Consider the following 25552-nt stretch of genomic DNA (forward strand, 5'->3'; position numbering starts at 1 on the left):
GATCGTTCTAGGAACGATCGTTCCTATTCGTTATAGAGGGACAGATCGCCAGAAGTCTTTTGTGCAGATCGGCTCCCAGGCGCGCCTCCGCCGTAGCTTAGAGAGACTGCGTTCGCCATGAAACTGGAACTGTCAGCTGAAGTGCCATGGTCGGACAGCCTGACAGCCTACGACAAAGAGCATTTCACGATCTACATGCAGCTCCTTGACGCCGCTGCCGAGGAGGAGGCGACTGAAGAGGAGATGGCTCTCCTGATCCTCGGCATTGATTCAGCATGTGAGCCGGAACGCGCGAAGAAAGCTCTTCGCAGCCATCTAGATCGTGCGAGCTGGATTTTGACCACCGGCTACAAGGAATTGTTCGCGAGCTGACAAAATGCCGAGTGCCTTTGATGAAAAAGGACCTCAGCGACTGTGGGCCTGAGCTGCCGCGCCGTTCAAATGGCACGAGCCTGCGGAGTACGGGGCAACGAACCGGTGCCGCGATGCCCCTAATGAACCTTAGGCGGTCTGGAGCGGGAAAACGTAGGCCTGGCCAGCCGGATCCGGTGGAAACCCGGGCCTCCAACGGTTTTGTGCCTGGAGCCGTGCTATTGAGCTATTCGAGCGCGCGCGAGCGGCTTTGCGGCCGACAGCTACACAACTTCGCGGGACACGGCCGAAGACCGTGACGAGGCCAACAGAGCAATAGCCTGATTTTGGGTACGTACGCCGAGTTTCTTCTTGGCGTTGTCCAGATGGAATCCGACGGTGCGCTGCTTTATGCCCAGGATGCGACCGATAACCCAGGCGGATTTGCCGCGCGCCGCCCACTGCAGGCACTCATATTCGCGAGGGGTCAAGGAGACGCCGTCTACCTTTCTATCACCTGAGAGGTTGCGGCGGACGTAGATGTGAAAACAGGTCGCCATGAACTGGAGCGACTGTTCATACCTTTCAGCGACCCGAAGAAAGGCCGGATCAGGCTCGTCGGCAGCAAATGTAACCGCGGCAATGCCCCCGCGGCGATCCACAATCGGAATTGTCAAACCGCAGGAGATGCGGAATTCGGCGGCCTCATCGAATACTTGCCGCTGGGACGAGGACATTCCAGCGCCGCACAGATTCGATCCCCATCGGAAGGGATGGCCACCGCACTGCGCACGCAAGACCACAGGGTCAAGCTTGTGATACCGCTTGTGCAGATAGCGCGTTGTCCAGGGATCCGGATAGTTGGAGATTACTCGAGGCTTACCCGAGCGGTGTGTGGGCAACGAGAGATACGCGAAAGCTGCCAGATCGAGGTTAGCGGCCGCGCAACTCATCGCCTTCTGGAAATCTTGTTCGTCGGCGCTTTCCGACAGATCCTCCAAAAACCGCTCAAAAACGACTTGCATGTCCTCTGTCATGCCCTGGGCTCAATGCCTGAGAAGTGTATATTGCCGACCTTCGCAGGCCCAGCTGTCAGCAATCGGCTAAACAGTGAGAATCGTGCTGGCATGCCGTGGCCTGTAATCACTCTCATCGGGAACACTGCCCTGCCAGCGGGGAGGTAACACCGGCAGGGCACGCCGCGCTTGGATCGCAGCCGCGTTGCGACCAGACAGCGGCAACAGGGATGTTGAGATTCCCCTCTATTGGCTTTTGCCCGCAGTTTCGTGCGAACGCTCCACCGCCAGCCTCATCGAGGCAAGCGGTGGGCCAGGCCAGTCCGGTCCTGCAGCCTCTGCGCGCAGTGCTCTAGCGCATAGTCCGTCGGCGAGGACCGTTGAGCATTCGGCCCGAGGCGATGTTTTCGCCAGCCGCCTGGGTCAAATCGAGCCCTCGGCCCGCAGAGCGCGATAGACCGTGTCTACTGATTTCGCCGTCGCGCCGACGATAAGGTCGATCTCTTTTCGGTTGATGATCAAAGGAGGAGCAAATCCGATGATGTCGCCATGCGGCATAGCGCGGCCGATGACACCATTCTCGAACAGAGCGGCCGCGGCGCGCACGCCGACCTGAAGTCCGGCATCAAATGGCACTCGCTTCTTAGGGTCTTTCATCAGTTCCACGGCCGATAGAATGCCGACGCCGCGGACCTCTCCAACGATGGGATGCCCCTCCAGTTCGGCTTTCATACGGGTATGCCAGTAGGGTCCGACGTCGCGAACATGTTCAACGATGTTTTTTTCCTTCAGCAGCTTGATATTGGCAAGCGCCGCCGCAGCGCAAAGCGTGTGGCCAGAATAGGTCCAGCCGTGGCCCAGGGGCCCATGCTTTTCAGTTCCTTGTTCCAAGACGGACCAGACACGGTCGCCGATGATGGACCCCGAGATGGGCAGGTAGGCCGAACTTAGACCCTTGGCGATCGTCACGAAGTCCGGACGCATGCCATAGAGGTGAGAACCAAACTTCTCGCCAGTCCGGCCGAAGCCGCAGACCACTTCGTCGGCGATCAGAAGGATCTCGTATTTATCAAGAACTCCCTGGATCGCAGTCCAGTATCCCTTTGGCGGTGGAACGATGCCCCCCGTCCCAAGCACCGGCTCGCCGATGAAGGCAGCAACCGTCTCTGGCCCCTCGGCAAGGATCAGGGCTTCGAGTTCGCTGGCACAGCGCTTGGAGAAGGCTTCCTCACTTTCGCCCTCATGCGCTTGCCGGTAATGGTGTGGCGTCGTCGTGTGGCGCACCAAGTTCAAAGGCAGGTCGAAGAAATCGTGAAAGAAGGGAAGGCCGGTCAGACTGCCGGTGACCAGCCCGGATCCGTGATACCCTCGATGACGTGATATGATCTTCTTCTTCTCAGGCCGGCCGAGAATGTTGTTGTAATACCAGACGAGCTTGATGTTCGTTTCGTTGGCGTCGGAGCCGGAGAGGCCAAAGAACACCCTGCGCATGTTTTGGCCGAAATATTCGACAACGGCCTCGGCCAAGAGGGCGACTGGTTCGGTTCCCTGGCTCGCATAGATGTGAGCGAAGGGCAGCTCGTGCGCCTGTCGTGCAATGGCCTCTGCAATCTCCGAACAACCATACCCCAGGTTGACGCAGTAGAGCCCGCCGAAACCGTCGAGGCTCTTGCGACCGTCCGTATCCCAAATATAGACGCCCTCTGCGCCAGCCATCATACGGTTCGGCGTCTCACCGCGACTGTGCTTGGCCAAGTGGGTGGACGGATGAAAGACGAAGCTTCGATCCTTCTCCCTCAATTGCTCGGTTCCCAGGTTGCTCAGGCGCATCGTTCCTCTCCTTGCGATCAGTCGGCGGAGAGCCCGTTGGCCAGCCGCTCGGTTGAATCAGCATATCCATAAACATCTGTGCAATTTCGCGGGAATGCGCCTCTTTAGCCGACGAATTCGCGCAAATCGGTCCAAACGGCGTGGAAAACAAGATTTCTTGAGCTTATCTTCGCCCTGGGCGACAAGGTGATTAACGCGGTAATGTTTTGTTCGTCGGCAGGATGGTGTGTAGCCGCACGCCTAAACACCGGACTGAATGCGGGATCCGCTGCGGGACGGCCCGCATTCAGCCGCCGTAAAAAGAACCTCCGCGGTTTATTTTTCGTTTCGGCGGAATTCGTTTCAGAACGATGGTAATTTGCACGCTCGTGGTGTTAAGAGCATCCCATCAGTGCAAGTTCCCAGGCAGTGCTGAGATCGTGAGTCGCGCGGCAGGGAAGCGGGCTGGCTCCTTGTTCAGCAAGGCCTCGCCTTTAACATCGCCGGCGTACGGCTTCTCCCTTCGAAGAAGCTCAGTAGCGTGTCAATCTCGCCTTAACCGAAGCGGGGCAAGCCGAAAATGTGAACATCAGCTCCAAAAGGCTTGTCGACTATCGATTACTGGTATTTTCAACAGCCGACGATTTTCTTACTGTCCCCTGAAGTGTTCGTTGTTGTCGATGTGCTGAGCCACTCTAAGAAGCTTGAAACGCGGGTGAGAGCAGCCACGGCAAGGCGGGAACGGCTTACCGAAGACACAAGTCACCTCGTGCTCTTGAACGTGGTTTTTGTCATGAAGAACTTTGTAAATACCAGAGTTCGGAACCTTGTCGCCGGGTTTGAAAACATCTCCTATTTCAGCCATCGAATCGCTCCTTTGTAATTTTCGGCGCTTACTACTGACAATGTGGCCGTTTGGAAAGTACATATCGCCGGCGGGTCTGAAATTAAGACATGTTCACCAGGCATATTGCCCGCGGAGGGCGAACAATACACATCTTACAATCCGAAGGGTGCAGCGGATGGATGTCGACAGCGCTGTATTGATAGTGCTGATGTTTTTAGGTTCTGCCTGTTCGATCAATAGCGGCTAGGGCGGAGGTGGAATACAACCTTTTAAGACACCCGAAACGAAAGATGCCAGGCAGCTCCGTTATGCAATCAAGCGCTCCAACTCACGCATGGCTGTCGGCGCAAAGCGTCTTGCCTCCTTTGCCACGTTGACTTCAAGGGTGGCCTTTGCCGTTTCGAGCAGAGTGTGCTCCGGCTGATAGCCCTTTCGGCCTTTCAACCAACCCAAGACATCGCTCAGATGCCATAGCGCGCCGTTGCCTTCATGCACTGGGGCTGGAAAATCATTGTTGCCCATCATCAGCTTGCGAAGGTACTGGCGGGAAACGCCCATCATTTCGGCCACGTCTGTCAGCCCCACAAGATCAGGTGTGGCTTCTATCAAGGTTGCTGTCGGGATAGCGGCTTTCACATCTGCAAGCGCACTGCGGACTGCTTCCTGCGCGCTTCCCGCGTCTCGGGTGAACTCAAGCGCCAGTCGACCGACAATGCCAATGCCGACAACAGCATCGGTGCATCCAACCTCACCGAGACGTTCCACCAAGGCATCCGCGTCCTGGTCATCGTCTGCGAGACGGTACTTTAGGGTGAAGGTGTATTCCATCACGTTCTCACTCCTCGCTTATAGCCGTCTCTATGGCTTTCGCCTTATGCGTCGTGCAGTTATCGACAAGGCGCTTCAGCTTCTTTGCTTCGTTCCCAGCGTTCTTCGGCGTGCTCCAAATGCCGATGATGCAGAATTCGCCGCAACGACACTGGTCATCGTTATATGGGCAAAACATCTTGCCCCAAGCGTGACTGCCACCCAGTTCGATGCGCCATCCTTGCGCTTCGGCATGCTTGAGTGCGGCCTCGATTTCCTTCTTTGGGTGCGACCTACGCGCCATCTGAACCCTCAATATGCGATTCAAGAAGCGGTTGTCAAGTGACAACCACTCTCAATGATCTATTGCCCCTACCGGCTGGACACGACGACGGGACCGTACTTGACGCGGTACGCAGCGAGGTAGTCGGCATCCTGGCAAATGCACCGCCCTTGTGGGTCCTTCTTCCGGCGTTCAGTGATCACGTCGCTCGGCATTTTTCGCAGCAGGTTCAGCTTGGCCGTGGTCCAAGCGCTCCCCCCATTGCTCCCTGCCCTTTTGATGATTTCTCCGGCTAGCATGATTCCGGCCATCACGGACTGAAAAGCCATCGGCACTTCCACCTTCACGGGGCTCCGACCACCAGTGACTTCGAAGACAACACCGCCGCAGATGGCCTCCTGATAAAGAGCGCGCAGCGGTTTGCCGACAAAAGGAAGGAGAGGCTCTATCGGGATGGCCAGCCTGCTGGAAATTTCCGCCATGAGCGGCAGGTCGACGGGGCTTCCGTTGTGTAGCATGGGGCGAACCACCTCGAGCTTAAGATCCTCAAGACCTAGCGCGGCGGCAATCACGTCGTCCTGGTCGGGCACGGTTCCATTCGGCAGGTAAAGACACGCAAGGCACGCCATATCGTCGTCGAAACCATGATGCGAAACTCCAAGGTCTCCGCGCTGTGTCCATGAGTTCATCGTCCAACGGGGGAGCGCACCCTGCAAAGCGATCCGGTCCTCAGCTGAATCGAGTGCAACTGCCACATGCTGCATTTCACCTGTGGTGAGCGCCTGCCATCGCATCTCGTGCCCGACAACCGACAGGCCAGAGTTGTTTTTGAGATATCCGCGGGCGAGCTTCACTTTGCTTCGTCCGACATCCCGTTCAAGAGCCAGCACGTATCGCTGCAGGTTGCCCTGATCGATCGTTTCTGGATCGACGAGCTCAAGCGTTCCCCTCAGGCCCGGGACCCGGGAGAGCCCCCAAACCGCGCCGTTGCCAATCGCCCCAAGGCCAAGCAGGAAAAGACGATCCAAATCCACGGCGCCCGAAAGCGCCGGGTTCGCCTGCGAGCCGGGAGCATAGTCGAACACCGAGAAGGCGACCGTCTCGTCGATCGATGCGCCGTTCAGTTGCGCGATGAAGACCAAACGAAACAAATTGGCGGCTGCGATGCACGCCGCGGCCCCCGCTCCGAACGGGTTGTGACTATCTCCCGAACCAACTGGCTGCGACACCGAAAATTTGGCGAGCCACCCGTTCGAGCCCAGATACAGAGTCGGACAGGAGATTTCGGGGATCGCGGAGCCAACCACCACGCAATGGGAGATACTGGCCCCTCGGCGGGCCAGGGTGATCCGGCTGTTTATCGAGCGCGCAAGCCTCGCGAGAGCCTTCGCAAGCCTTCCTGCCTCCTCTCCCTCGGGAAGGAAACAAATCGAAGGATAGAGTCGCGCGAGCAGCCGGACCAACAGGTCTAACGACGCCCTGCCCTCCGTCGAGCAAGCTTGCCCATCGAAAGCGATTCCCACCACCAGCCCGTTGAGCAGCCGCTCGAACGCACGAGCGTCGAACCTTTGAAGAACCTGGGAAGCGGCCGTGGCGGTGCGGCCAAAGTAACTCGCAAGTGCCATTTTGCTCAGTCCACGATCTCAATCAGACGGCAAGCGTTCTGTGGTGGCACCTCAAGCCAGCTACCGGCCGCATTGAGCCGATAGACAGCCGTTGACGACAGGTCGAATGGCCGCCTCGCAAAATCGGGAACGACAAGCGAGAGGCTGCCGATAGCCGTCGCTACTGCATTCTCGTCATCCGTTTGGGAATGGTAGGCGTCCGTTGGATGGCTGTGGATCTGGGCCAGTATCCGCAGATCGTGCTCGAACAGCCACACGTTCAGGCGATGCAGCTCGTCGCCCCCCATATGTACACCGACGCCGGACGCACTTCGAATGAGATGCTGTTGCGGAATCAATGCTCGCTCGACTGTCGCCGTTTCGCCCGTCGCTTTCCCGACCCAGAGACCAAGCCCCTCGTAGCCCGATTGTCCCACAGCCGCCAAATGCTCGTGCACGTCCGCAATGGCTTGGCGGGGAACCCGGAACCGTTCAACCCCCGCCAGCCTGGCTATCGAGGCAGTGCCGCCCCATCCACCAGGAACCCCTGGAACTGGAGCTGGTACTGTACGTGATAGTTGATGTTCCTGATCGGATTGATGCCGCTCGCCCAAATTTGCTCGAGAATAAAGTGCAAAGAACCTTCGCCAGAACGGCGGTGCAATAGCCATGAATCACCTGTGTGGGCTGGATGATCGTGATACTCCCGAACGCCAGGCAAGCACAGGAAGGGAACCTCCTCCGGGCTGTGCGCCTGAATCAGCTCCTGGAACACCAAACGCCCTTGTTGCCCCATCGCAGTGATTGTTTGTGGCGTAGCATTCGCCACGCCATCGAGCCGACGCATGTTGAAACCAAGACTCTTCATCGGCAGCGGGATGCCCGTAAACGGATCGACAAACGTAACCGATGGCGGGACGAGGTCGTAGTTTGTGAAATCGAGGCGAACGGCGCAGACAATCGTCTTTGGAGCCAACTTAGGACTGGCGAAGATCACCAGGACAGTTGGGAATGCCGCCTCAATGAGAAACCAGCCCCGCCGACGGTATTCGCCTTCGAGCTCCCGGTAGCGTGCAACCTCGCGCTCGAATTTGCGCCGGGAGACCGCCTCATCAACGAACTGACCCCGGATCAACCCGCAGCACCGGCCTTCAGGCTCAAGAAAAGCTTGGTGCCGGCGGCAAATCCAAGACCCTCGATCTTCTTGCTCGCATCGAGAACGTTGCCAGCAGCGTCCTTCAGCTCCCAGTTCTCCTGCGGCTGTCCAACATTGCCGGACTCCGCCAGGGCCTTCCCGATCACCGTGTGAAGAGGTGCATTCAGGTTGGCAACAACAGAAACGGGATCTCCATTCACGACGATGATGAAAGTGACCTCGTTTTTAGATCCTGTAGCCTGACCTGCAGCCTTTTTGGAAGTCTCAGTAGGTTGTTTCATCTTCCCCGCCTGTATGATCGCACAATCGAATTTACCATACGCCTCGTTGCTCTCCGGCCGAAAATCGGCGCAGAACCTCGGTCGAGCGGGCACGTTATAGGCGCAAGCGCCTCTCGAATTCCGCGGAAATGTGCGTATTTGCCCGGTGAATTCGCGGAATTTGTCGCTAGAACCGGGAATTAAGCGCTCCAGACATCATCGGCGCTTAAGCGAGGACAACGGAATCGGTGAATTGGCCTTCACAGGTTTCGTCACGACAAGGCTGTAATACTGATCGATCCCCAATCCTGCCTGCAGGAGTCCCTCCATGAATTCCTGATACGCAGCCATTGAAGGAGACGAAACCCGCATTAGATAGTCGATGCGTCCACCGATAGCCCAGCAGTCCAGGATTTCAGGGATCTCTTTGACGGCAGCCTCGAAGTGTCGTTGATCCTCAAGGCGGTGGCGATCCAAAACCACCTCCACCATTATAGAGACGATGCCCCCGATGAGGGCTGGACTAAGCCGCGCATAGAATCCCTCAATGACCCCCGTGGCTTGTAGGACACGGAGCCGTTCCGAACAGGCTGAAGCCGAAAGATGGACACGCTTTGCAAGCTCGCTTTTCGAAATCCGACCATCTGACTGGATTTCTGAGAGGATCCGGATATCCCAAGCGTCGAGATGCGCAGCATCGGGTGTCGACTTCATAATCATTTTGCTCTTAAGCGGTGGCCGAAAGGGCAGTCGGCACCCAGCGATTCAATCCTCAGTCGGAGCGGGCCAATGATGGGCATATCCGCCTTCGGCCCGAAAATCGGGTGCGTGACGTTGCGAACCTCATCTGCGGCGCCACGTTTGACCAGAAGGCAAGCAGGCCAGGTATCAACTGCCTCCGATATCCATGCGATGATGTATTGGAGCGGGTGACAGCCTGTCGGCAGCGACTTTCCTCCCGCTGAACATCGCATTGTTGGTGCAGCGGTTTTTTCATCTGATTTCAGCGGGGCGCCCTCGACAACGCTGAGTATGGATCGGACGGCCGTGAGGCCGATGCAGTGTTTACATTCGGCCATACCATGACGTTGCACCTTCATTGCGTTTCTGATCTGATGCCGAGGGCTGACGCTAAGCAATTTCACCGTTGCGGTTCAAAGTCCTAGAGCGGCGGCCCGGGCAAATTTCGCGAGTGGCAGGCTCAAACGCCGATGCTGCGGGCGATGTCGTCGGCGGCCATGCGCTTGCGCCATTCCAGAGGTCCTGAACTATGAATAGAGTTCCCCTCGAGGTCGACAGCCATGATGACCGGCATGTCCTGCACCTCGAATTCGTAGATGGCTTCCATACCCAAATCTTCAAAGGCGATGATCCGTGCCGCCTTGATCGATTTTGAAATCAAATACGCAGCCCCGCCAACTGCGACGAGATAGGGCGTTTTGTGCTTCATGATCGATGCGATGGCCGCTGGCCCCCTCTCGGCTTTGCCGACCATTGCATATAGCCCGGTTTCCGCGAGGATCTTTTCAGTGAAACCGTCCATCCGGCTGGAGGTTGTTGGGCCAGCTGGCCCGACAACCTCATCCCTCACCGCCCGGACTGGTCCGACATAATAGATCACGCGTCCCCGCAGATTTACCGGGAGCGGCTTGCCGGCATCAATGAGATCGACCATTCGTTGGTGGGCGGCGTCACGGCCTGTCAGCATCTTTCCGGACAAAAGAAGGGTTTCCCCGCAGCGCCACGATGCCATCTCTTCTTTCGTCAGCGCATCAAGATTGACCCGACGGACATCGGCCGTCCGCAAATCCTCACTACCGATCTGGGGCCATTCGGAAATGTCGGGCGGCTCAAGCTTGGCGGGACCAGAGCCGTCCAGGAGAAACTTTAGATGTCGGTTGGCGGCGCATTGAGGGATGAGTGCAACAGGCTTGGATGCCGCATGGGTAGGATAAGTCGCCACCTTGACGTCGACCACCGTGGTGAGACCACCAAGGCCCTGAGCGCCGATGCCCAGCGCGTTAATTCGCTCGTAAAGCTCGACCCGCAACGCCTCCTCTTCGCTCGACGGCCCCCTGGCGATCAATTCCGACATATTGATCGGTTCGTTCATGGCCTCCTTGGCCAGCAGCATCGCCTTCTCAGCGCTGCCACCGACGCCCACCGAGATCAGGCCGGGCGGGCACCATCCGCTGCCCAGCGTCGACACCGTGTCGACTACCCAGTCGGCAACGGATGCACTGGGGTTCAGAGTGGCGAAGCGCGCCTTGTTTTCGGATCCGCCGCCTTTTGCGGCGATGGTGATCTCAATGCGGTTGCCAGGCACGAGGTCGACGTGGATGACCGCAGGCGTATTGTCGCGGGTATTGATCCGCCCGGCGAGCGGATCGGCGACGATCGACGGCCTAAGCGGGTTGTCCGGGTCAAGATATGCCCGGCGGACGCCTTCATTCACGATGTCAGCGAAACTGGCCGCTGATTTGATGCAAGCGTCCATGCCCACCTTGGCAAAGACAACTACGAGGCCGGTGTCCTGGCAGATCGGGCGCCGTCCGAAGGCCGCCATGCGAGAGTTGAGCAGGATCTGCCCGATGGCGTTCTTTGCCGCCGGGCTTTGCTCGCGTGCATATGCCTGTGAAAGGTACCGGATGTAGTCCGTGGGATGGTAATACGAAATGTACTGAAGGGCGTCTGCGACGCTCTTTGTGATATCCTCCCCGGCAATGGTCGATCTTGTCCTATTCACGAAATCTCATCCGAATGAACCGAACCCGTTGACCAGTTTCAGGCTTTGGAAGCTACGCACCCCCTGCTCGCCTCCTTCATATCCATACCCGCTCTGCTTAACGCCTCCATACGGCGCATCCGCGGAAACCCCTTTGAGATAATTTACACTAAGAGCGCCGGCCGAAAGACCGCCGATCAGCGCCCGTTTGGTATCGTCAGCACCGGTGAAGAAGTAGGCGGCCAAACCATAGTCAGTGGCGTTGGCTTCTTCGATTGCTTCCTCGATCGTGTCGAACGGCGCCACAGTGAGGATCGGTCCGAACGGCTCGTCATGAAGCACTCTGGCATCCTTTGGCACGCCCGTCAGGATGGTTGGAGGCCAGTAAAAACCCGGTTGGTCCAGGCGGGTGCCACCGGTTTCGACGGTGGCGCCGCGCTCGACCGCATCTTGGACCAGGCGCTCCATGGCCTCTATTCGCCGGGCATTTGCCATTGGACCCATCTCCGTCGCGGGGTCGTCCGGCGGACCGATCCTGATCGTGCGGGCGGCTTCGGCCATGCGGGACAGGAATTGCCCATAAAGAGGCCGCGCGACGAGGATCCTGCTGGGCGCATTGCAGCTCTGGCCAGCGCACTCGAACTTATAATCCGAAATTGCCGGTATGGCCGTCGCCAGGTCGGCATCCCCGCAGACGACGACCGGGGAGTGCCCGCCGAGCTCGAGGATGCATCGCTGCAAGTTACTGGCGGCGAGCTTGGCAAGCTGTTTTCCAACCTCGGTAGAGCCCGTGAACGTTAGTACCTTCACGATCGGCGAGCTGAGGAGATGGCGGGATATTTGCACCGGCACGCCAAAGACGAGATTAACCACGCCGTCCGGAATACCCGCTTCTTGCAAGGCCTCAACGAAATGGACAGCCGCACTTGGTGTCTCTTCAGCCCCTTTGAGGATCACTGGGCAGCCTGCCGCCAAGGCGGGAGCGAGCTTGCGGGCGATTAGAACGGCGGGATAGTTCCACGGCGTAAAGGCAGCTACGACGCCAAGTGCCTCGGGGACGATCATCCGGTTCGGGCCCATCGGGCTCGGGGCCGACAACTCTTCGGCGTGCGTTCCGTTCCACTCCAGAGTTTCGACAGCGCGCGCGTACTCACCTGTCGCTTCGGCAATCGTCTTTCCCTGTTCGGCTGACAGGTCCCTAGCCGCTACTGCAACTTTCGCTGCCAGAATTTTGGCGGCTGCTACGAGAATCTCGCCACGATCCTTAGCAGGCCGCAAGGACCAGGTTTTGCGGCTACGCTCTGCCGAAGCGAGGGCCTCATCCAGATCCGGTATCGTCGCCGAAGCGACCGAGGCAAATACCATCTCCGTCGCGGGATTAATGACTGGCAGAGTGGCCCCGCTGCCACCGGCTCGCCATTTGCCATTGATGAACAGCTGGTAGCTCTTGGCGTTGGACATCCCATGCTCCGCTCGAGTATTTCTGCCAATGCGAGACCGGCCGATCCCGACCCGCAGCTCACTTCTCTGCAGTCTCATCGCGATGGTCGCGCCGGGTCAAATATGGAATGTCGCCTAAAACCATCTCGAATCCAGATTGATGGCCGGCTCGGACCCGCCGTGGAAGCGGGATAGCACTGGGACTCGGTTTGCCGGATATGCCTAAGCCCGTTCCGGAGCAGTGGCCGGCCACTGCCCGCTCTCGATTAATGTCCTGGTGACATTGGGGATCAGCTTGCGGACAGCAGAGACAGCGGGAGATTGCTCATCTTTGGGGTTGACGGCGAGCACAACGGAGCGGGTAATCACTGGATCAATGATTTTGACTGTCCGGACCCGTCCCTGAGAGGCTTCCCTCTGAATAGCCGACGGGGCAAGGATAGAATACGCTTTTCCTTCCATGACCATATCAATGATCGTAGAAAGAGAGTCGACTTCGAATCTGACGTCAAGCACACGACCGTGCTGTGCAACGACATCAGCCACCGAACGCCTGGCATTGTTGTTGCGCATGGGAACCGCCAGTGGGAACGAATGCAGGTCGGCGAGCGGTACCTCGTCTTCGAAAGGCGGTTCACCCGGCGGCACGACCAGGTAAAATTCCTCGCGTGCCAGCACCGTCATCCGCCCTGTGCTTTCGGCAGTCCGGTAGAGGATAGCCAGATTGAAGCGGCCCGCAGCCATCCATTCTTCCAGCGGTCCAGTCATGCCCTCGATCATCTTGAGGGAGATCCTCGGCAGCTCGTCTCTTGCCGATTCAAGCAGCGGACCGCTTAGGACACGCGCGGCCCCGGACGGAATGCCAATGGTCACCTCTCCGGAAGGAGAAGCCACCGTGTTGGTCAGTTCCATTTCGGTCAGACGAATTTCCTTGAGGATCGTGCGCGCCCGCTCAAGCAGTTTGTTTCCGGAGGCCGTCACACTGATGCCGGTCCTGTCACGCACCAGTAGCTGAGTGCCGAACCCTTCCTCCAGTTGACGCACATGGAGGCTAAGGGCGCTTTGAGCGACATGCAGGAGCGAAGCGGCCTTCGTGAAACTGCCGGCTTCCACCACGCCGACAAAGTATTTTAACTGCCTGATATCCACGGCTTAACCCAACTGAAGGGCAACTTCCCCCAGTCCCTTGCCTTTATCTCGAAACGAGATGGGCCGCAAGGGAAACATGCAGGCGCACAGCCGAGAAAGGGCCCCTGTCAGACTACTGAGCGGAGGCAGGTTGGTTACTACCGGCGAGGGTCAGGATTTCGTATGCGCGCCGCACCACTGGCGGATCAACCATCCGACCATTCAAGGAGAATGCAGACAGTCCGCGGGCGGCGGCATCGTTCTCCGCTGCAACAACAGCGCGGGCCCACTCGACGTCCTCTGCGCTTGGCGAGAAAGCCTCATTGAATATGGCCACCTGTGTCGGATGGATCGCCAAGGCTCCGGCAAAGCCAAGCCGCCGCGCATTCTCCGCGGCTTGGCGAAGGTTATGAGTGTCCGAGAACTCGCTGATGCTTCCTACGAAGCCCAGCGGGAGCAACCCGGCCGCACGAGCAGCAAAAAGAACTGCAAGGTTCGGAGCCAACAGAAGGTCAAATTCCGGAGTGCCGCCGACAGCGGCACTGAAGTCTTCAGGGCCAAGCGCCATTGCCACCATCCTGGGATGGGCCGACGCAATGCCCGCGAGCCTTTGCAAGGCGCCCGGCGTCTCGATCTGGGCAAGGAACCGGATGCGCCCCTGAGGGAGATTTCGTTCTCGTTCAAGTTCCGAAACCGCATGCGCGATCTCCAATACCCACTCTCCCGAATCCGTCTTCGGAAGAACAAGTGCGTCAACGCCTGCGACCACGGCGGCATCGAGATCGGCGGCCAAGGCGCGCAAACCACGATTTACGCGCACCAAAACAGATGCGCCCTTCCGGCCCACCTTTGTCACGGAATCGGAAAGCTGCCGCCGTGCCTCTCCCTTTTGATCCTGGGGAACGGAATCCTCCAAGTCGAGAATGATGCCATCTGCACCGCGCTCATGAGCCGTTTCCACAAACCGCGGAATGTGAGCGGGAACGAAGAGCAGGGATCTCCAGCGGGGTATAGACGTCGCGCTTTCAATGGCCGGAACGGCGTCCTTGATCATAGGGACTCTGCAGTTGGATTGGAGCCAGATGGCGGCAGTGAGCTTGCTGGTGGCCTATGCGACTAGGTGACCGAAATATGCGCGATTCGTGAAGATCGTGAGTGCACCAACCTTACCGACAACGCTCATGCTCACGCAGACGTGGCTCGGGCTCGCAAACGCCCCAGGATTTCCTTGCGAACAATCTCGGTGTGAGCACCAAGAGCCGGAACGGGGCGCAGTGAAGGGTGTTCGGAGTTGAAAATCGCCGCCGGCGCTATTGTCTCGACGGTACCTTCGGGTGTTCCAACCTCAACCCTGCGAACGTGTGGATGTTTTGAAACATCCACCACTTCGTTTAGTCGGCCATATGCCAAGCCGGCGGCCTCGAGCTCCAGCATCGCTTCATGGCAGGAGAGTTCACATAAGCGCCTCTCAATGACCTCATCGAGCTGAGCTCGATGACTGAGGCGCTCCATGTTATTGGCAAAACCAGGTGCGCGTGTAAGCTCCGGCTGCTTCAGGAATTTCTCGCAGAAGTTTACCCATTCGCGGTCGTTCTGAACCGAAAAGATGACCTCTTTGCCGTCGGCGCAACGATAGGCGCCATATGGCGCCAGCGACGGGTGTTTCACACCGGCGCGTACGGTGTGGTAGCCGCTGTAGTCGCTTTGCAGAACCGGAACATTCATCCAGTCGGCGATGGCATCGAACAATGACACCTGGATGCTGGCGCCTTCGCCGGTGACCTCGCGGTGATAGAGGGCCTGAAGAATGGCGCTATGCGCTGTCATGCCGGCCGAGATGTCGCAGACCGAGACCCCGACGCGGGCAGGCCCTTGTTGATTGCCTGTGATCGCGCATAGACCCGTTTCGGCCTGGACGATGAGATCATAAGCCTTCAAATGGGAATACGGCCCTTTGTCCCCGAAACCGGAGATGTCGCAGGCGATCAGCCGCGGAAAACGGCGGCGCAGATCAGCAGACCCGAAGCCCAGTTTTTCGATACTGCCCGGCTTCAGATTTTGAATAAAGACGTCAGCATCGGCAATGAGGTTGTCGAGGATTTCGCGGTCCGCCTCCAACTTCAGGTCTAGACACACCGACTCTTTACCCCGATTGAGCCAGACGAAGTAAGCGCTCTGCCCTCGAACCAACTTGTCATAACTTCGAGCAAAGTCCCCTTCCGGCCGTTCGATCTTGATCACCCGGGCGCCGGCGTCCGCAAGGCGAGACGATGCGTAAGGCGCAGCCACGGCCTGCTCCACGGCTACGACAGTGATCCCCTCAAGAGATTTCTGCATGAGACATCGTGCTTTTCATCGAACGTTTTCAGTTTGAGCTCGACGATGGTTCAGCACCGCGAGCAATCGGTTCTGTTCGTTCCCAACAATTGAGAATGCCTCGTCGACACCCATTCCGGGCTTTGCAAGCATCATGTCGGCCTGGGTTGCTACCGCTACGTGGACCGAAGCCTGGGCTGAGAGGTCGGTCTCGGTACAGCTTCCCCCGACATATGCCCCTACCCTGTTCGCCTTGCAGACGAGAACTGCGCGTGCAGTATCGGCGATTGAGCCGACATCGGGCGTCTTGATTTGAACGACATGCGCGGCCTTGGCTTCGGCAAAGAGCCGAATCTCCTCAAGCGTATTGCATCTCTCATCCACGACAATGCGTGCGCTAGAACTACGATGATCCAAAATCGATACGATCTCGGCGTAATTCTCAATTTGAGCTTTTGTGGAACCAAAGTCCGCTGGCGACTCCACATTGAGCGTGAAACCCGGAACGCTCTCAGCAACCCTGCAGATAAAGTCAGCTATTCTTTTCGGCTCCAGCCCGATTTCCCGGCCAATCCAACCATACACATCGAAATGCAGGACTGGATGATACCCAGGGTGGCCGATTTCGCGGGTGCGCATCGCAACCCACTTCACGAACTCCAGGAATGTCTGGCCGCCTACGCCGAATTTCGGTCGTGAGTTGATTAGGCCGTGGGGAAGCACATCCACCGCCTTTAAGATCATTTTGTCCACGTTAATTTCCCGAGCATCACCGCTCTGGCAGTAGATCGGGACCGACCGCGTTGGCAACGGTAGGTTAAATTCGTTGCATACGATCTCCGCCATCGTCGTACAATGAAGGTGGGCGCCTGCGCGAAGCAGCGCCTGACTGACGCCGTACTCAAGTGCGAGGGGTAGCCGCTCTTCTTCGAATGGCTCGAAAACCTTTTCGCAGGCCTCAAGATAACGAGATGCATCGACATCAAAAAGCCGTGGCGCGATCACCCGTGACGTAAAATCAGAGATTTGATTGGTGTCAAAGAGAGGATCGCGTCCACCGGCACCAGAGTACTGGACGTTCATCATGTCGCCCCAAACAACGGTCTCATCGGTCAGGACGAGCCCGATGCTGAGCGAAGATGCCGGAATACGAATGGACTTAAACCCAGGCGTTCTCGTTGCACCAACATAGATGAAGCCGTCCTGGGTCGCACCGGACCTGATGGCTTCCTGGTCGTCGTAGAAAAATGCGCCGTTGCCAGGCGCGAGCACGACATCTTTGATCTGCAATTGCTTCGCTCGATTGTTGTCGGATAGCGTTGATGGGCTGCGTAGGGGGCCGCCTCCAGCCTAGTATGTGCACTTTGTGTTGCGTTCACCAATATAATGTTCCGGATGGTATCATCGCATTTTCAGATGGCTGGTACCTTGCCACGCTGCAGGGGAACGGGCGGCGCGAAGTCCACGGCTTGACGAAGAGCTGGCGTTGCAAAAGTTGATACCTCGCAACTTCCTTCGTACACCCAAAGTGTCTCGCTGACGCCGTAACCCGCTACGGTAGGCCACATTCCATCAATAAGGTGAAAGGTCATATCCGGCTAGATCACGGCTCGTTTAATCCGGTTCATATCCTGCGGCTTTGAAGTAGTTGGCACATTCGACTGGGGTGAAGAGGTCGACGGCCGTGCCGACTGCGTCTCACAAAGCCTTGATGGTTCTCTCGGCCTTTGCTTGCGGCAGCGCCGTAGGACTCGGTCCCCGCTTGCCCGCGACGGCTTTGGCCGGATGGGACTTGCGCCCACGAGCAAACAACGGCTTGGCATGAGGTACTGCCATACAGGTGTAGCACGGCGGTATCGCGAGCGCACCCACAGTCCGGAAAAACAATCTAACTTTAACAGTACTTCAAATAATTTTACAAAACCTTTGTGAACGCGGCCAATCGACAATGGTATGTTCCGCAAAGTCTGAGGTCCGGCCCGGCCAAGAAAGCTGTGCCGGACTGTGCAGGGAGCGATGCTCAGCATGCAACGTGGGAGTCAACAGCGAATGGCGCGAAGAGCACTCATCCTAATTGAAGGCGCGGGCGCCTCTAATATGCGGCGCTTCATCCAAGCGGCCAAGCGTCTTCTCCTTCATCCTATTACTCTGTCGATTGATCCAGCCGATTACGACTACCTTGCAGCGGAAGGTATTGAGGCAATCCGGGCCGAGACAAACAATCTCGATGCGTTAATCCGCGAATGTTCCCGGCTACGTTTGACGTATGACATTGCTGGCATTACGAGCCCAAGGGAATCGTTTTACGCGACGGTTGGCAAGCTCTGCAAGTATTTCGACCTACCAGGACCGAATCCCACATCCATTGAACAATGCTGTGACAAGTTCACACAACGTCAACTCCTCGCGAAAGCTGGCGTTCCAATACCTGCCTATCGATTGGCAGCGAATGCGGAGGACGTAAGAAACTCTGCTGCGGAGATCGGGCTGCCGGTCATTCTTAAGCCAGCCGTAGGTTACGGCAGCTTGGGTGTTCGATTGTGCCGCAGTGTCGATGAGTTGGCGGAACATACAAACTACCTTTTGGGTGAGCGGCACATTTGTCCGTCGTCGCCGAGGATACTGGTCGAAGAATTCGCACAGGGCCCCCACTATGGCGCCTATATTATGGGAAATGAGGTCATTGGGATTGGCACCGCTGACTTCGGTCCCCCACCGCATTTCGTTTATCGTGAGTTCACTTTTCCGGCCCTCGTGACTGATGACGAGCAGGAGCGTATCACCAATGTATCGCTGAGCTGTTTGCGAGCCCTCGGTCTTGGCTGGGGGCCAACGAGCATCGAACTTCGGTGGACCAAGCGTAGCCCAGTAGTCATCGAAGTCAATCCCCGCCTTGGTGGCGTGCCCGATCCTCAACTGTTTCAGGCGGCTTACGGTGTCGATCTGATCACCGAGCACATCAAGGGCGTTATCGGCGAGGAATGGGATTTGCGCAGAAAGCATTCGATGAGCGCGGCAGCGCGGATCCTGGTTGCCGATCGCGATGGCACCCTCGATTGGATCAATGGCGGCGATCGTGCGGCTGCCGTGCCAGGTGTCGCCGAAGTTAAATTATATGTTGAACCAAAGGCGTCGATCGTCAGGCAGGGCGATTACCGCGACTGGATCGGTCATGTTGTGGCAGCTTCCCCCAACGTTGTTCAGACTAAGGGGATACTTCAGCATGCCGTCGACGTAATCGGTTGGTCGATCACGCCATTTTCGATCCGTGGCGAAGAGGAACAATCTGCGCCCTGCACCGCGCAGACAGCGCCACATGCGAGGTGATCTTTACTGGACATTGGAGCGGTGGAGGGCAGGAGACAAACATAGGTCGATAATCTCCGGCGCGCAGTGAATCAGGCTGCAAGCTCAATAGGCCGGAAAGGTCGGTGGCCGAACATGCTTCGATGGCGGCCACATCACTCCAGACTGAGCGAACCACTGCTGGCGCAATTGTAAGCATCGGGCAGGCACGCGGGCGAGAGACGCGCGCGCGATGTTGAACTGAGCTACGATGAAAGGGGAGCGGGTTCAGGCGGCCTGCTGATGAGGGGAGTTTTCTGCTCGCCGGCGGCCCTTCCATTCCCACGGCAGCAGTTCATGGAGAAGGGCGGCCGGCAAGTCTGCGATGCGGGCAAGGACATCGATCTGTCGCCCCAGACGCTGGCCGATCAGGTCGGGCACGTCACCTTCGCGCTCAAGCGGACCTTCGACCTGATCGAGGCGCATGTGTTTGAGGCCGAGCGGCTTCACGGCGACGATACGACGATCCCGATCCTGGCCAAAGGGCAATGCACGACCGGACGCATATGGGTTTACGTGCGCGACGATCAGCCGTTCGCCGGGCCGGCGCCGCCGGCGGCGGTCTTCTACGCCTCCAGCGATCGACGCGGCGAGCACCCGCAAAGGCATCTGGCCGACTTCAGCGGCATCCTTCAGGCTGATTGCTACAATGGCTTCAATCCGCTGTTCGACCGGACGAAGAAGCAGATGCCGGCGACGCCCGGCTTCTGCTTCGCCCATGCGCGCCGGAAGTCCTTCCAACTGGCCGATGTGGCTCGCAATGCCCGGCGCGGCAAAGGCGCCAAGCCGATCTCGCCGATTGCCCTGGAGGCCGTGAAACGCCTCGACGCCCGTTCGCCATTGAGCGCGACATTAATGGCTTGAGCGCGGCCGAGCGGCTCGCAGTCCGACGGGAAAAGAGCAAGCCGTTGCTCAGTGAAAATGGAGGAATGGCTGCGCACCGAGCGGGCAAGCCTCTCGCGCTCGGTAAGCATGGCGGCCGCGCGGTCCGCGCCACGGTCGGAACCGGCGAAGAGCCAAGCTTTTCTTCCGCAAGCTACACCGCGCAATGCTCTTTCCGCGGCATTGTTCGTCATGCAGATCCTGCCTTCGTCTGCATAGCGGGCAAAGTCGGCCCAGCGCGTCAGCATGTAGTCGATCGGCTCTCTCACCGGCGACGGCTCAGCGCCATGACATTTCGCGCTCGCACCTCTACGAATGGCGCCGGCTTGCACGAGCGTGGCAATTTGAGCTGGCGGGGCGAACCGAGGGTTTTGTCCCCGCGGTGATTGTTCCGGAGACGAGCCCGACGAGCAAGCTGGCCGGAATAGACTGGCGCGCGCCGCAGGAAACCTGGCGCCCCAGCCGGGTCTGATGGCGTTATGCATTGAGATTGCTGGGAAACCTGATTCAATATCGGCATTACGTTGCCGCCGCTTTCTCGGCCTTCTGACCTTGCCGGCGTTAATCGAAGTGGAGACTCAAGTATTCTCGAAGATGCAGGCACACGAGCGGTTGAGAGTGAAGCACTCCGGCTGGGAACAGGGGAATCGCTTCAGGTTAATGGCGGTTTGTGACGGATGATGGCTTCGACGTAGTCGGGATCGAGCTTGGCGAGTTTTTGGCGGACCTTGAGGCTGTGTTTGTCCCTTGGGTTCGCACAAGGTTAATGGCGATGTGCTTGACGACGGCCACGTTTTGCGGCCCGAGGCCTGTGCTGAGGCGAGGTCGTCGTGGAAGACGACGTCGAGTATCCAGTGGAGCCTGTTCTCGACATGCCAGTGGGTGCGCACGGCGTGGGGCGAATGTCTGGGCGTCGAGCTTAGCGGAAGAGTGATAATAGCGCCGCTCATGCTTGGTCTTGCCGTTGCGCTCGACATGTGTCTCGACCATGCCGATCATGGCCATGTGGGGATAGCGGCGGTCAGAGAATAGCTAGGCGATGTCATGGCAGACGCAGTGGCGGCGGCGTTCGAGGCGGCCGTGATCGTTGTCTACGGAAGTGGTCCTGGAGCAGGTCAGGCGACGGATTGGCAAAGAAGTATTCGCTCTCGGCGTAGGTGGCCGGCCGGCTGGCCTTGAGCGCCTGGAGATAGTCACCGCCGCGCCTGACTATGGTCTCGGCGATCTCTGTTTGGGTTCCCATGGCATCAATCGTGACCAGTGCGCCGGTCAGTTCCAGGCGTTCGAGCAGGCGGGGTATGGCTGTGATTTCATTGGATTTCACGTCCGTTGCCTGCTGTTCCCAGCACGAGGCGCTGGCGCGCGGCCCAGGCCGAAACCATGTACAGCGGCTCGCGACCCGTGCCGCATGCATTGCTGCGCCGCGAGGTCTTGCCGTCGATGGCCTCGACCCAGCTTGTGAAGCAGGTCTTGAACAGTTCCGGATTGAGCGCGTTGATCACGTGCTTGGGCGTCGGGCCGGAAGGCCGCGCCATAGGGCATGAAGCGGCGTAGAAAATCGAGCCTTTGCTTGCCCCACTACCGGGTCTCGACGAAGTCATCCATCCCGCACAGCGTGGCGAATAGTACCAGAAACAGGACCTCCGCAAAGGATAGAAACCCGCCATCGCTGACGCGGGTCCGACAGCGCCGAAAAAATGATCGAGGATCGAACACGAACGACGAGGATGGCGCGACATCGAGGGCTCCGCAAATCACGAAGCACCCCCGTGAATCATATTCCCAACCAACGCGCACCAATCGTTAACCTGAAACGATTGCCCTGCGGCTGGGAAGCCCATGCCTTGCAGATGAACTCGAAATCTGATTCCCCTCCTAAGTCACGGGCGACTCATCGTCCGGATCCTCACGGAACTGCGCTCAGCTGCCGGAGCGTCGAACCTGGTCAAGTATCCAGGCCAAACGAAATGCTGCTTCCTCAGCCACGCCAGGCCCATGTGAAGCCCCATTGTGGCCGCCTACCGTCCGCGTGCAAAAGACAAGCTCGGGATCGTGATCGGCGGTGCAGGACCGACGCTGGGCCACATAGCGAGCGGGCTGGTAGTGGAGCACCTGACCGTCATCGATCGCGTTGTCGACATACGTTGGCGGAAGCGGGCGGTCGGCACCGAGGTTGTAGTAGGGGTCGTAGCTGCGCAGGTACTGGTACTCGTGTGCGATATGGGGATCGCCGTACTCCGCCGTCTCCTGTATGGCATAGGGCATTGTGAAGTCTATCTCGGTATCTACGATGTCGGTGAGTGGAACCTCTGCGACCACGGCGCGGAACAAGTCGGGCCGCAAGGCGGCCGTAGCAAGCACCACCCCTCCCCCAGCGCTCCTGCCCCCAATGATGATGCCATCACCGGAAGCGATTTCCTGCTCAACAAGCCCCTCGGCAGCGGCGATCAGATCGGTGTGGGTCACAAGTTTTCGATGGCGTGTCGCCACTTCATGCCACGGGCGGCCGAGTTCGCCGCCACCTCGTACGTGCACGATGCCGAAAGCAATTCCACGATCAAGCAGGCTCAAGCGGGAACCGATGAAAATCGGCCAACTTGGAATGCCATAACAGCCGTATACATACAACAAAACCGGCCCGGGGTTTGCTCGATCGCGACGCGCGACCAGTGAGATCGGGATGTCAGCCCCGTCCTCCGCCTTCGCCGTAACGACGAACGCGACATACTGATCCGGGTTACATGCCGGAATCCGGGACTGATGTAGGATTGCCGATTGGTCATCCGAGAAATCATGCTCAATGAATGTTTCCGGCGTCAAAAACGAGCTGACTGAGTAAATCAGCTTCGAGCCATGGAACGCATGTCGTGCGGCCGAATAATGACGGCCGCCTGCCGATAAGCCCACGGTGAGCGTACAACTGGGCAGATCAGGAACGACCCTTGCCCTAACCCTGCCGGATCGGTCACGTGAGACCAAGCGAGGACGAAGACCCTCTCGCTCCAGGACGACCAGGTGCTGCTCGAGCACGTGGACCTCCTCTAGGGTCACCCCGGCTTGATGTGGAACGACTTCCTCCCAGCGTGAACGTGACGGGTCACTTATCGGCGCCCGCACGAGACGCCAGTACGGTCCACTGTCGTTCACGCGGAACAGGAACGTGTCATGCCAATGCTCGGCAAAATCTCGTGTCCGAGTTCGCGTGCCACGATCCGGCGCCATTGCCCCCGAGGCTCCTCAGCAGGAAGGCACCATACCTCTGCGGCTCCTCGCTGAACGTAGGCCGAAATGTCCGATGTCGTAAGTACGTCGAGAAACAACCAGTCGCCACTGTCAGACCGCCGAACCAGTACCTCAAGTCGCTCATTGGCCTCCTCGAAGATTACCTGTGAGTCGCTTATTTTGACGTCCAACCGGACAATCTGATCATGTCGCCGTCGGTCACTCCGTTCCCGTGTGAAAAAAAGCGTCCGATTGTCGGCGGCCCAAACGGCCCGACCGACGCGGCGCGAGTCACGCCAGATGTCGCGGCTGTCAGTCATGTCCCGAACTCTCAACTCGTAGCGCTCGTCGCCGACGAGATCAAAGCTAAACGCGATGTAACGCCCGTCATCGCTCGGTTCGAAGACACCGAGCGACCAGAAGACCTCGGCCCCAGAAAACGCATTCGGGTCGAGAACAAGCTCGGCCGAGCCTCCAGTCATCGGCCGGCGCCACTACGCCGGATGAGACAGTCCCGGCTCGTGTCTTTGGAAGTACTCGAAAGGCCCAACTTGGAACGCGGGCGGGGCGTCCTCGCGAGGCTGGCGCCCTTCGATCTCGGCGATGAGTTCCGCCTTTAGATCTGCCAAGTGCGCTGTCGCTTGTTCCGCGTAACTGTTCTCGGCTTCCAGATACGCGCGAACGTCCGGGTTCTCCCGGCCGCGGAGCCAGCCATACCAATCCATGGTGACGTCGTCATGAAGGACCCGAATCCGTGGCTCTGCACGAGGAAGCGGTGGTTGCGGGCGCTCGCCTTCCATCATATCGTCTCCATGTTACAACAGGAGTATTTTACTGCGACTGTTCGCGAGCAATATTGCCTGCGCATCAATGTTGCTCGTAGTGTGAAGACCATTTATCGAGCGATGGTAGCCGTGATCGCCATCTTTTCTCCTCCAACGATGGCAGCACCGCGTGCGGTACGCGCCAAAGCCGCTGCAACGCAACTGCCGATTCTGAACTTGGCCAGCCACCACGCGACCACATATTCCGACCTCACTTCGGAGCTCCCGCAGCGCCGGAATGGTGTGACCGGGACGAGCCTGACCCTGCCACCATACCAATTCCGTCGCAAGCTCCTGCTACCAAGCCGTGGATTCGCACTAGGATCGAACCTCGTCCTGCACCAGCCACGCCAACATATGCGGCATGAGTTGGCTCAAGTTATGCCCGAAGTGGGGAAAAAGCTCCAAGCTTGCATTCGGGATCTGGGTCCGCAGCCACTCGGAGTGACGCCGCGCCGCCTGGAGATCATCGAGGCCATGAAAGATCCTGGTAGGTACCGTTATTGAGGCCAATTCAAAGCCCCATGGCTTCACCCATGACTGAACATCATCAACGTAGGCATCTTCTTCCGAATAGGGAGATTCAGGCAACGCCAACTGTTGAGTGATCTTGTCTCTTAAAGGGCTCAGTAAGCGAGCAATGCGACGATCATTTTCAGAATACAATTGCTTCTCAACTTCAGGATCGCGCAATTTGCAGGGCACACGGCGGTAGAATTCGCGGGATGCCTGTGGACCTTTCCGCGCCTCAAGCATCTCCTCGCGCATTAGGGGTGAAGGACCGTCGGCGTAGTCGAACCCCCCCGAACCATAGTTTGGGCCATTGCCGGCACTACACACAGCCCGCGAAATGCGCGTGGGTAGGAGCGCTGCGGTAGCAAGCGCGAGCATTCCACCCCCAGAATGGCCGTACACCGCTGCAGTGTCGACTGATAAGTCATCAAGGATTGCCTCCACGACCGGGGCGATGTCGCGGACCTTACGCCCGGGCTCCGGGGTTGAGCCCCCATAGCCTTGACGATCGAACGCAACGAGGCGGCAGAAGATTGCGCCGCTGGCTATGTAGTTCACAACTTGGCCAAGCCCAGTGCTCGGGGTTCCATGGATCCCGACCACGACTGGAACGTCAGGCGGCCCAACCTCATAGGCGCGGACAGTCCTGCCGCGAGACATTGGAACTTCGAAGACCCGCGGGGTTAGATACTTCTCGATCAAAGATAGTTCCTCCTGAACGTCTACAAGTGATGAAGCTGCGGATGGATCCATTTGGAACGATGGATCGGTATAGTGTGGTCTTTGGCCGTGTTTCCTCACAATATCGAAGGGAGCAGACCCTTTTCTCTTGCTCGGGGTTCAGGAATGACTTTGATGTGACGTCCGTTGGTTTTACTTGAAAAAATTCCCAAGGGATTGCCGGCTCTCTCTGAGAGTAGGATGTGTTGACTGCAGCTCTGGACGATCAACACGCCGGCGCGTGCATGTAACGGGGCCGCCGACCTCAAACTATCGTAGTTGCAGGGCCGTCCCGGATATTGCA

The 25552-nt window shown here is 58.3% G+C and carries 20 protein-coding genes and 5 pseudogenes; 4 read left to right on the forward strand and 21 right to left on the reverse strand.

Annotated features, from left to right (window positions below):
* The first annotated feature begins 117 nt into the window (after positions 1–117).
* The gene (locus tag DPM35_RS27080) at positions 118–372 is read left to right on the forward strand and encodes a hypothetical protein (protein WP_112130235.1); all 255 of its coding nucleotides are present in this window, start codon (positions 118–120) and stop codon (positions 370–372) included.
* A 263-nt stretch (positions 373–635) separates the two neighbouring features.
* Here DPM35_RS27080 and DPM35_RS27085 read toward each other — a convergent pair whose 3' ends face one another.
* The 4 genes from DPM35_RS27085 to DPM35_RS27100 form a co-directional block, all read right to left on the reverse strand.
* Positions 636–1376, reverse strand: a complete 741-nt coding sequence (locus DPM35_RS27085) for an autoinducer binding domain-containing protein (RefSeq protein WP_425373421.1) — start codon at positions 1374–1376, stop codon at positions 636–638.
* 414 nt (positions 1377–1790) lie between these two features.
* Positions 1791–3197, reverse strand: a complete 1407-nt coding sequence (locus tag DPM35_RS27090; RefSeq protein ID WP_112130237.1) for an aminotransferase — start codon at positions 3195–3197, stop codon at positions 1791–1793.
* Between the two features lie 628 nt (positions 3198–3825).
* Positions 3826–4041, reverse strand: a complete 216-nt coding sequence (locus DPM35_RS32240; RefSeq protein WP_146767995.1) for a hypothetical protein — start codon at positions 4039–4041, stop codon at positions 3826–3828.
* A 288-nt stretch (positions 4042–4329) separates the two neighbouring features.
* A complete protein-coding gene (locus tag DPM35_RS27100) occupies positions 4330–4851 on the reverse strand; it encodes a helix-turn-helix transcriptional regulator (protein WP_112130276.1) in 522 nt (173 codons plus the stop codon).
* Between DPM35_RS27100 and DPM35_RS32575 the strand changes: the two genes are divergently transcribed.
* Positions 4841–5176 carry a hypothetical protein gene (locus tag DPM35_RS32575; protein ID WP_181592157.1) on the forward strand — a complete coding sequence of 112 codons (336 nt, stop codon included), beginning with the start codon at positions 4841–4843 and terminating at the stop codon, positions 5174–5176. The genes DPM35_RS27100 and DPM35_RS32575 overlap by 11 nt on opposite strands.
* Before the next feature lie 26 nt (positions 5177–5202).
* Here DPM35_RS32575 and DPM35_RS27110 read toward each other — a convergent pair whose 3' ends face one another.
* The 12 genes and pseudogenes from DPM35_RS27110 to DPM35_RS27165 all read right to left on the reverse strand — a co-directional run.
* Positions 5203–6738, reverse strand: a complete 1536-nt coding sequence (locus DPM35_RS27110) for an E2 ligase fold family C protein (RefSeq protein WP_112130240.1) — start codon at positions 6736–6738, stop codon at positions 5203–5205.
* Positions 6739–6743: 5 nt separating this feature from the next.
* Positions 6744–7175 carry a Mov34/MPN/PAD-1 family protein gene (locus DPM35_RS27115; RefSeq protein WP_245431659.1) on the reverse strand — a complete coding sequence of 144 codons (432 nt, stop codon included), beginning with the start codon at positions 7173–7175 and terminating at the stop codon, positions 6744–6746.
* A gap of 53 nt (positions 7176–7228) precedes the next feature.
* On the reverse strand, positions 7229–7852 hold the full coding sequence (locus DPM35_RS32970; protein WP_112130241.1) for a putative metal-binding protein: 624 nt from the start codon (positions 7850–7852) through the stop codon (positions 7229–7231).
* A complete protein-coding gene (locus DPM35_RS27125) occupies positions 7849–8154 on the reverse strand; it encodes a DUF2604 domain-containing protein (RefSeq protein ID WP_112130278.1) in 306 nt (101 codons plus the stop codon). Before DPM35_RS27125 ends, DPM35_RS32970 begins: the two co-directional genes overlap by 4 nt.
* A 195-nt stretch (positions 8155–8349) precedes the next feature.
* Positions 8350–8847: an Lrp/AsnC family transcriptional regulator gene (locus DPM35_RS27130; RefSeq protein WP_112130242.1), complete on the reverse strand. Its 498-nt coding sequence runs from the start codon at positions 8845–8847 to the stop codon at positions 8350–8352.
* A gap of 487 nt (positions 8848–9334) precedes the next feature.
* The gene (locus DPM35_RS27135) at positions 9335–10879 is read right to left on the reverse strand and encodes a fumarate hydratase (protein ID WP_112130243.1); all 1545 of its coding nucleotides are present in this window, start codon (positions 10877–10879) and stop codon (positions 9335–9337) included.
* A 6-nt stretch (positions 10880–10885) separates the two neighbouring features.
* Positions 10886–12319, reverse strand: coding sequence for an NAD-dependent succinate-semialdehyde dehydrogenase (locus DPM35_RS27140; protein ID WP_112130244.1), 1434 nt, complete (start codon positions 12317–12319; stop codon positions 10886–10888).
* 201 nt (positions 12320–12520) lie between these two features.
* On the reverse strand, positions 12521–13447 hold the full coding sequence (locus tag DPM35_RS27145) for a LysR family transcriptional regulator (protein WP_112130245.1): 927 nt from the start codon (positions 13445–13447) through the stop codon (positions 12521–12523).
* Positions 13448–13559: 112 nt separating this feature from the next.
* The gene (locus DPM35_RS27150; RefSeq protein WP_245431660.1) at positions 13560–14480 is read right to left on the reverse strand and encodes an HpcH/HpaI aldolase/citrate lyase family protein; all 921 of its coding nucleotides are present in this window, start codon (positions 14478–14480) and stop codon (positions 13560–13562) included.
* A 131-nt stretch (positions 14481–14611) separates the two neighbouring features.
* Complete coding sequence (locus tag DPM35_RS27155; RefSeq protein ID WP_112130246.1) at positions 14612–15763, reverse strand: CaiB/BaiF CoA transferase family protein; 1152 nt, start codon at positions 15761–15763, stop codon at positions 14612–14614.
* Between the two features lie 15 nt (positions 15764–15778).
* Positions 15779–17032 carry a methylaspartate ammonia-lyase gene (locus DPM35_RS27160; protein WP_112130247.1) on the reverse strand — a complete coding sequence of 418 codons (1254 nt, stop codon included), beginning with the start codon at positions 17030–17032 and terminating at the stop codon, positions 15779–15781.
* A 324-nt stretch (positions 17033–17356) separates the two neighbouring features.
* Positions 17357–17470, reverse strand: a pseudogene (locus DPM35_RS27165) (IS630 family transposase); the annotation flags it as partial.
* Between the two features lie 321 nt (positions 17471–17791).
* On the opposite strand from DPM35_RS27165, the gene DPM35_RS27170 reads away from it, so the two are divergent.
* Both DPM35_RS27170 and DPM35_RS27175 read left to right on the forward strand, forming a co-directional pair.
* A complete protein-coding gene (locus tag DPM35_RS27170) occupies positions 17792–19069 on the forward strand; it encodes an ATP-grasp domain-containing protein (protein ID WP_112130248.1) in 1278 nt (425 codons plus the stop codon).
* Positions 19070–19426: 357 nt separating this feature from the next.
* A pseudogene (locus DPM35_RS27175) lies at positions 19427–20053 on the forward strand (IS66 family transposase); the annotation flags it as partial.
* A gap of 5 nt (positions 20054–20058) precedes the next feature.
* Here the strand turns inward: DPM35_RS27175 and DPM35_RS27180 are convergent.
* From DPM35_RS27180 to DPM35_RS33375, 5 genes and pseudogenes are all read right to left on the reverse strand, one after another.
* Positions 20059–20244 (reverse strand): annotated as a pseudogene (locus tag DPM35_RS27180) (IS66 family transposase); the annotation flags it as partial.
* Between the two features lie 377 nt (positions 20245–20621).
* Positions 20622–21708 (reverse strand): annotated as a pseudogene (locus tag DPM35_RS27185) (ISAs1 family transposase).
* A gap of 181 nt (positions 21709–21889) precedes the next feature.
* Entirely contained in the window at positions 21890–23191 is a 1302-nt protein-coding gene (locus tag DPM35_RS33165; protein ID WP_281004642.1) for a prolyl oligopeptidase family serine peptidase, read from the reverse strand.
* Positions 23113–23994 (reverse strand): annotated as a pseudogene (locus DPM35_RS32980) (S9 family peptidase). The gene DPM35_RS33165 and the pseudogene DPM35_RS32980 overlap by 79 nt, the downstream one beginning before the upstream one ends.
* A gap of 339 nt (positions 23995–24333) precedes the next feature.
* Complete coding sequence (locus tag DPM35_RS33375) at positions 24334–25281, reverse strand: alpha/beta fold hydrolase (RefSeq protein WP_112130249.1); 948 nt, start codon at positions 25279–25281, stop codon at positions 24334–24336.
* Between the last annotated feature and the right edge of the window lie 271 nt (positions 25282–25552).

It is taken from the genome of Mesorhizobium atlanticum (assembly GCF_003289965.1).
Taxonomy (GTDB): Bacteria; Pseudomonadota; Alphaproteobacteria; order Rhizobiales; family Rhizobiaceae; genus Mesorhizobium; species Mesorhizobium atlanticum.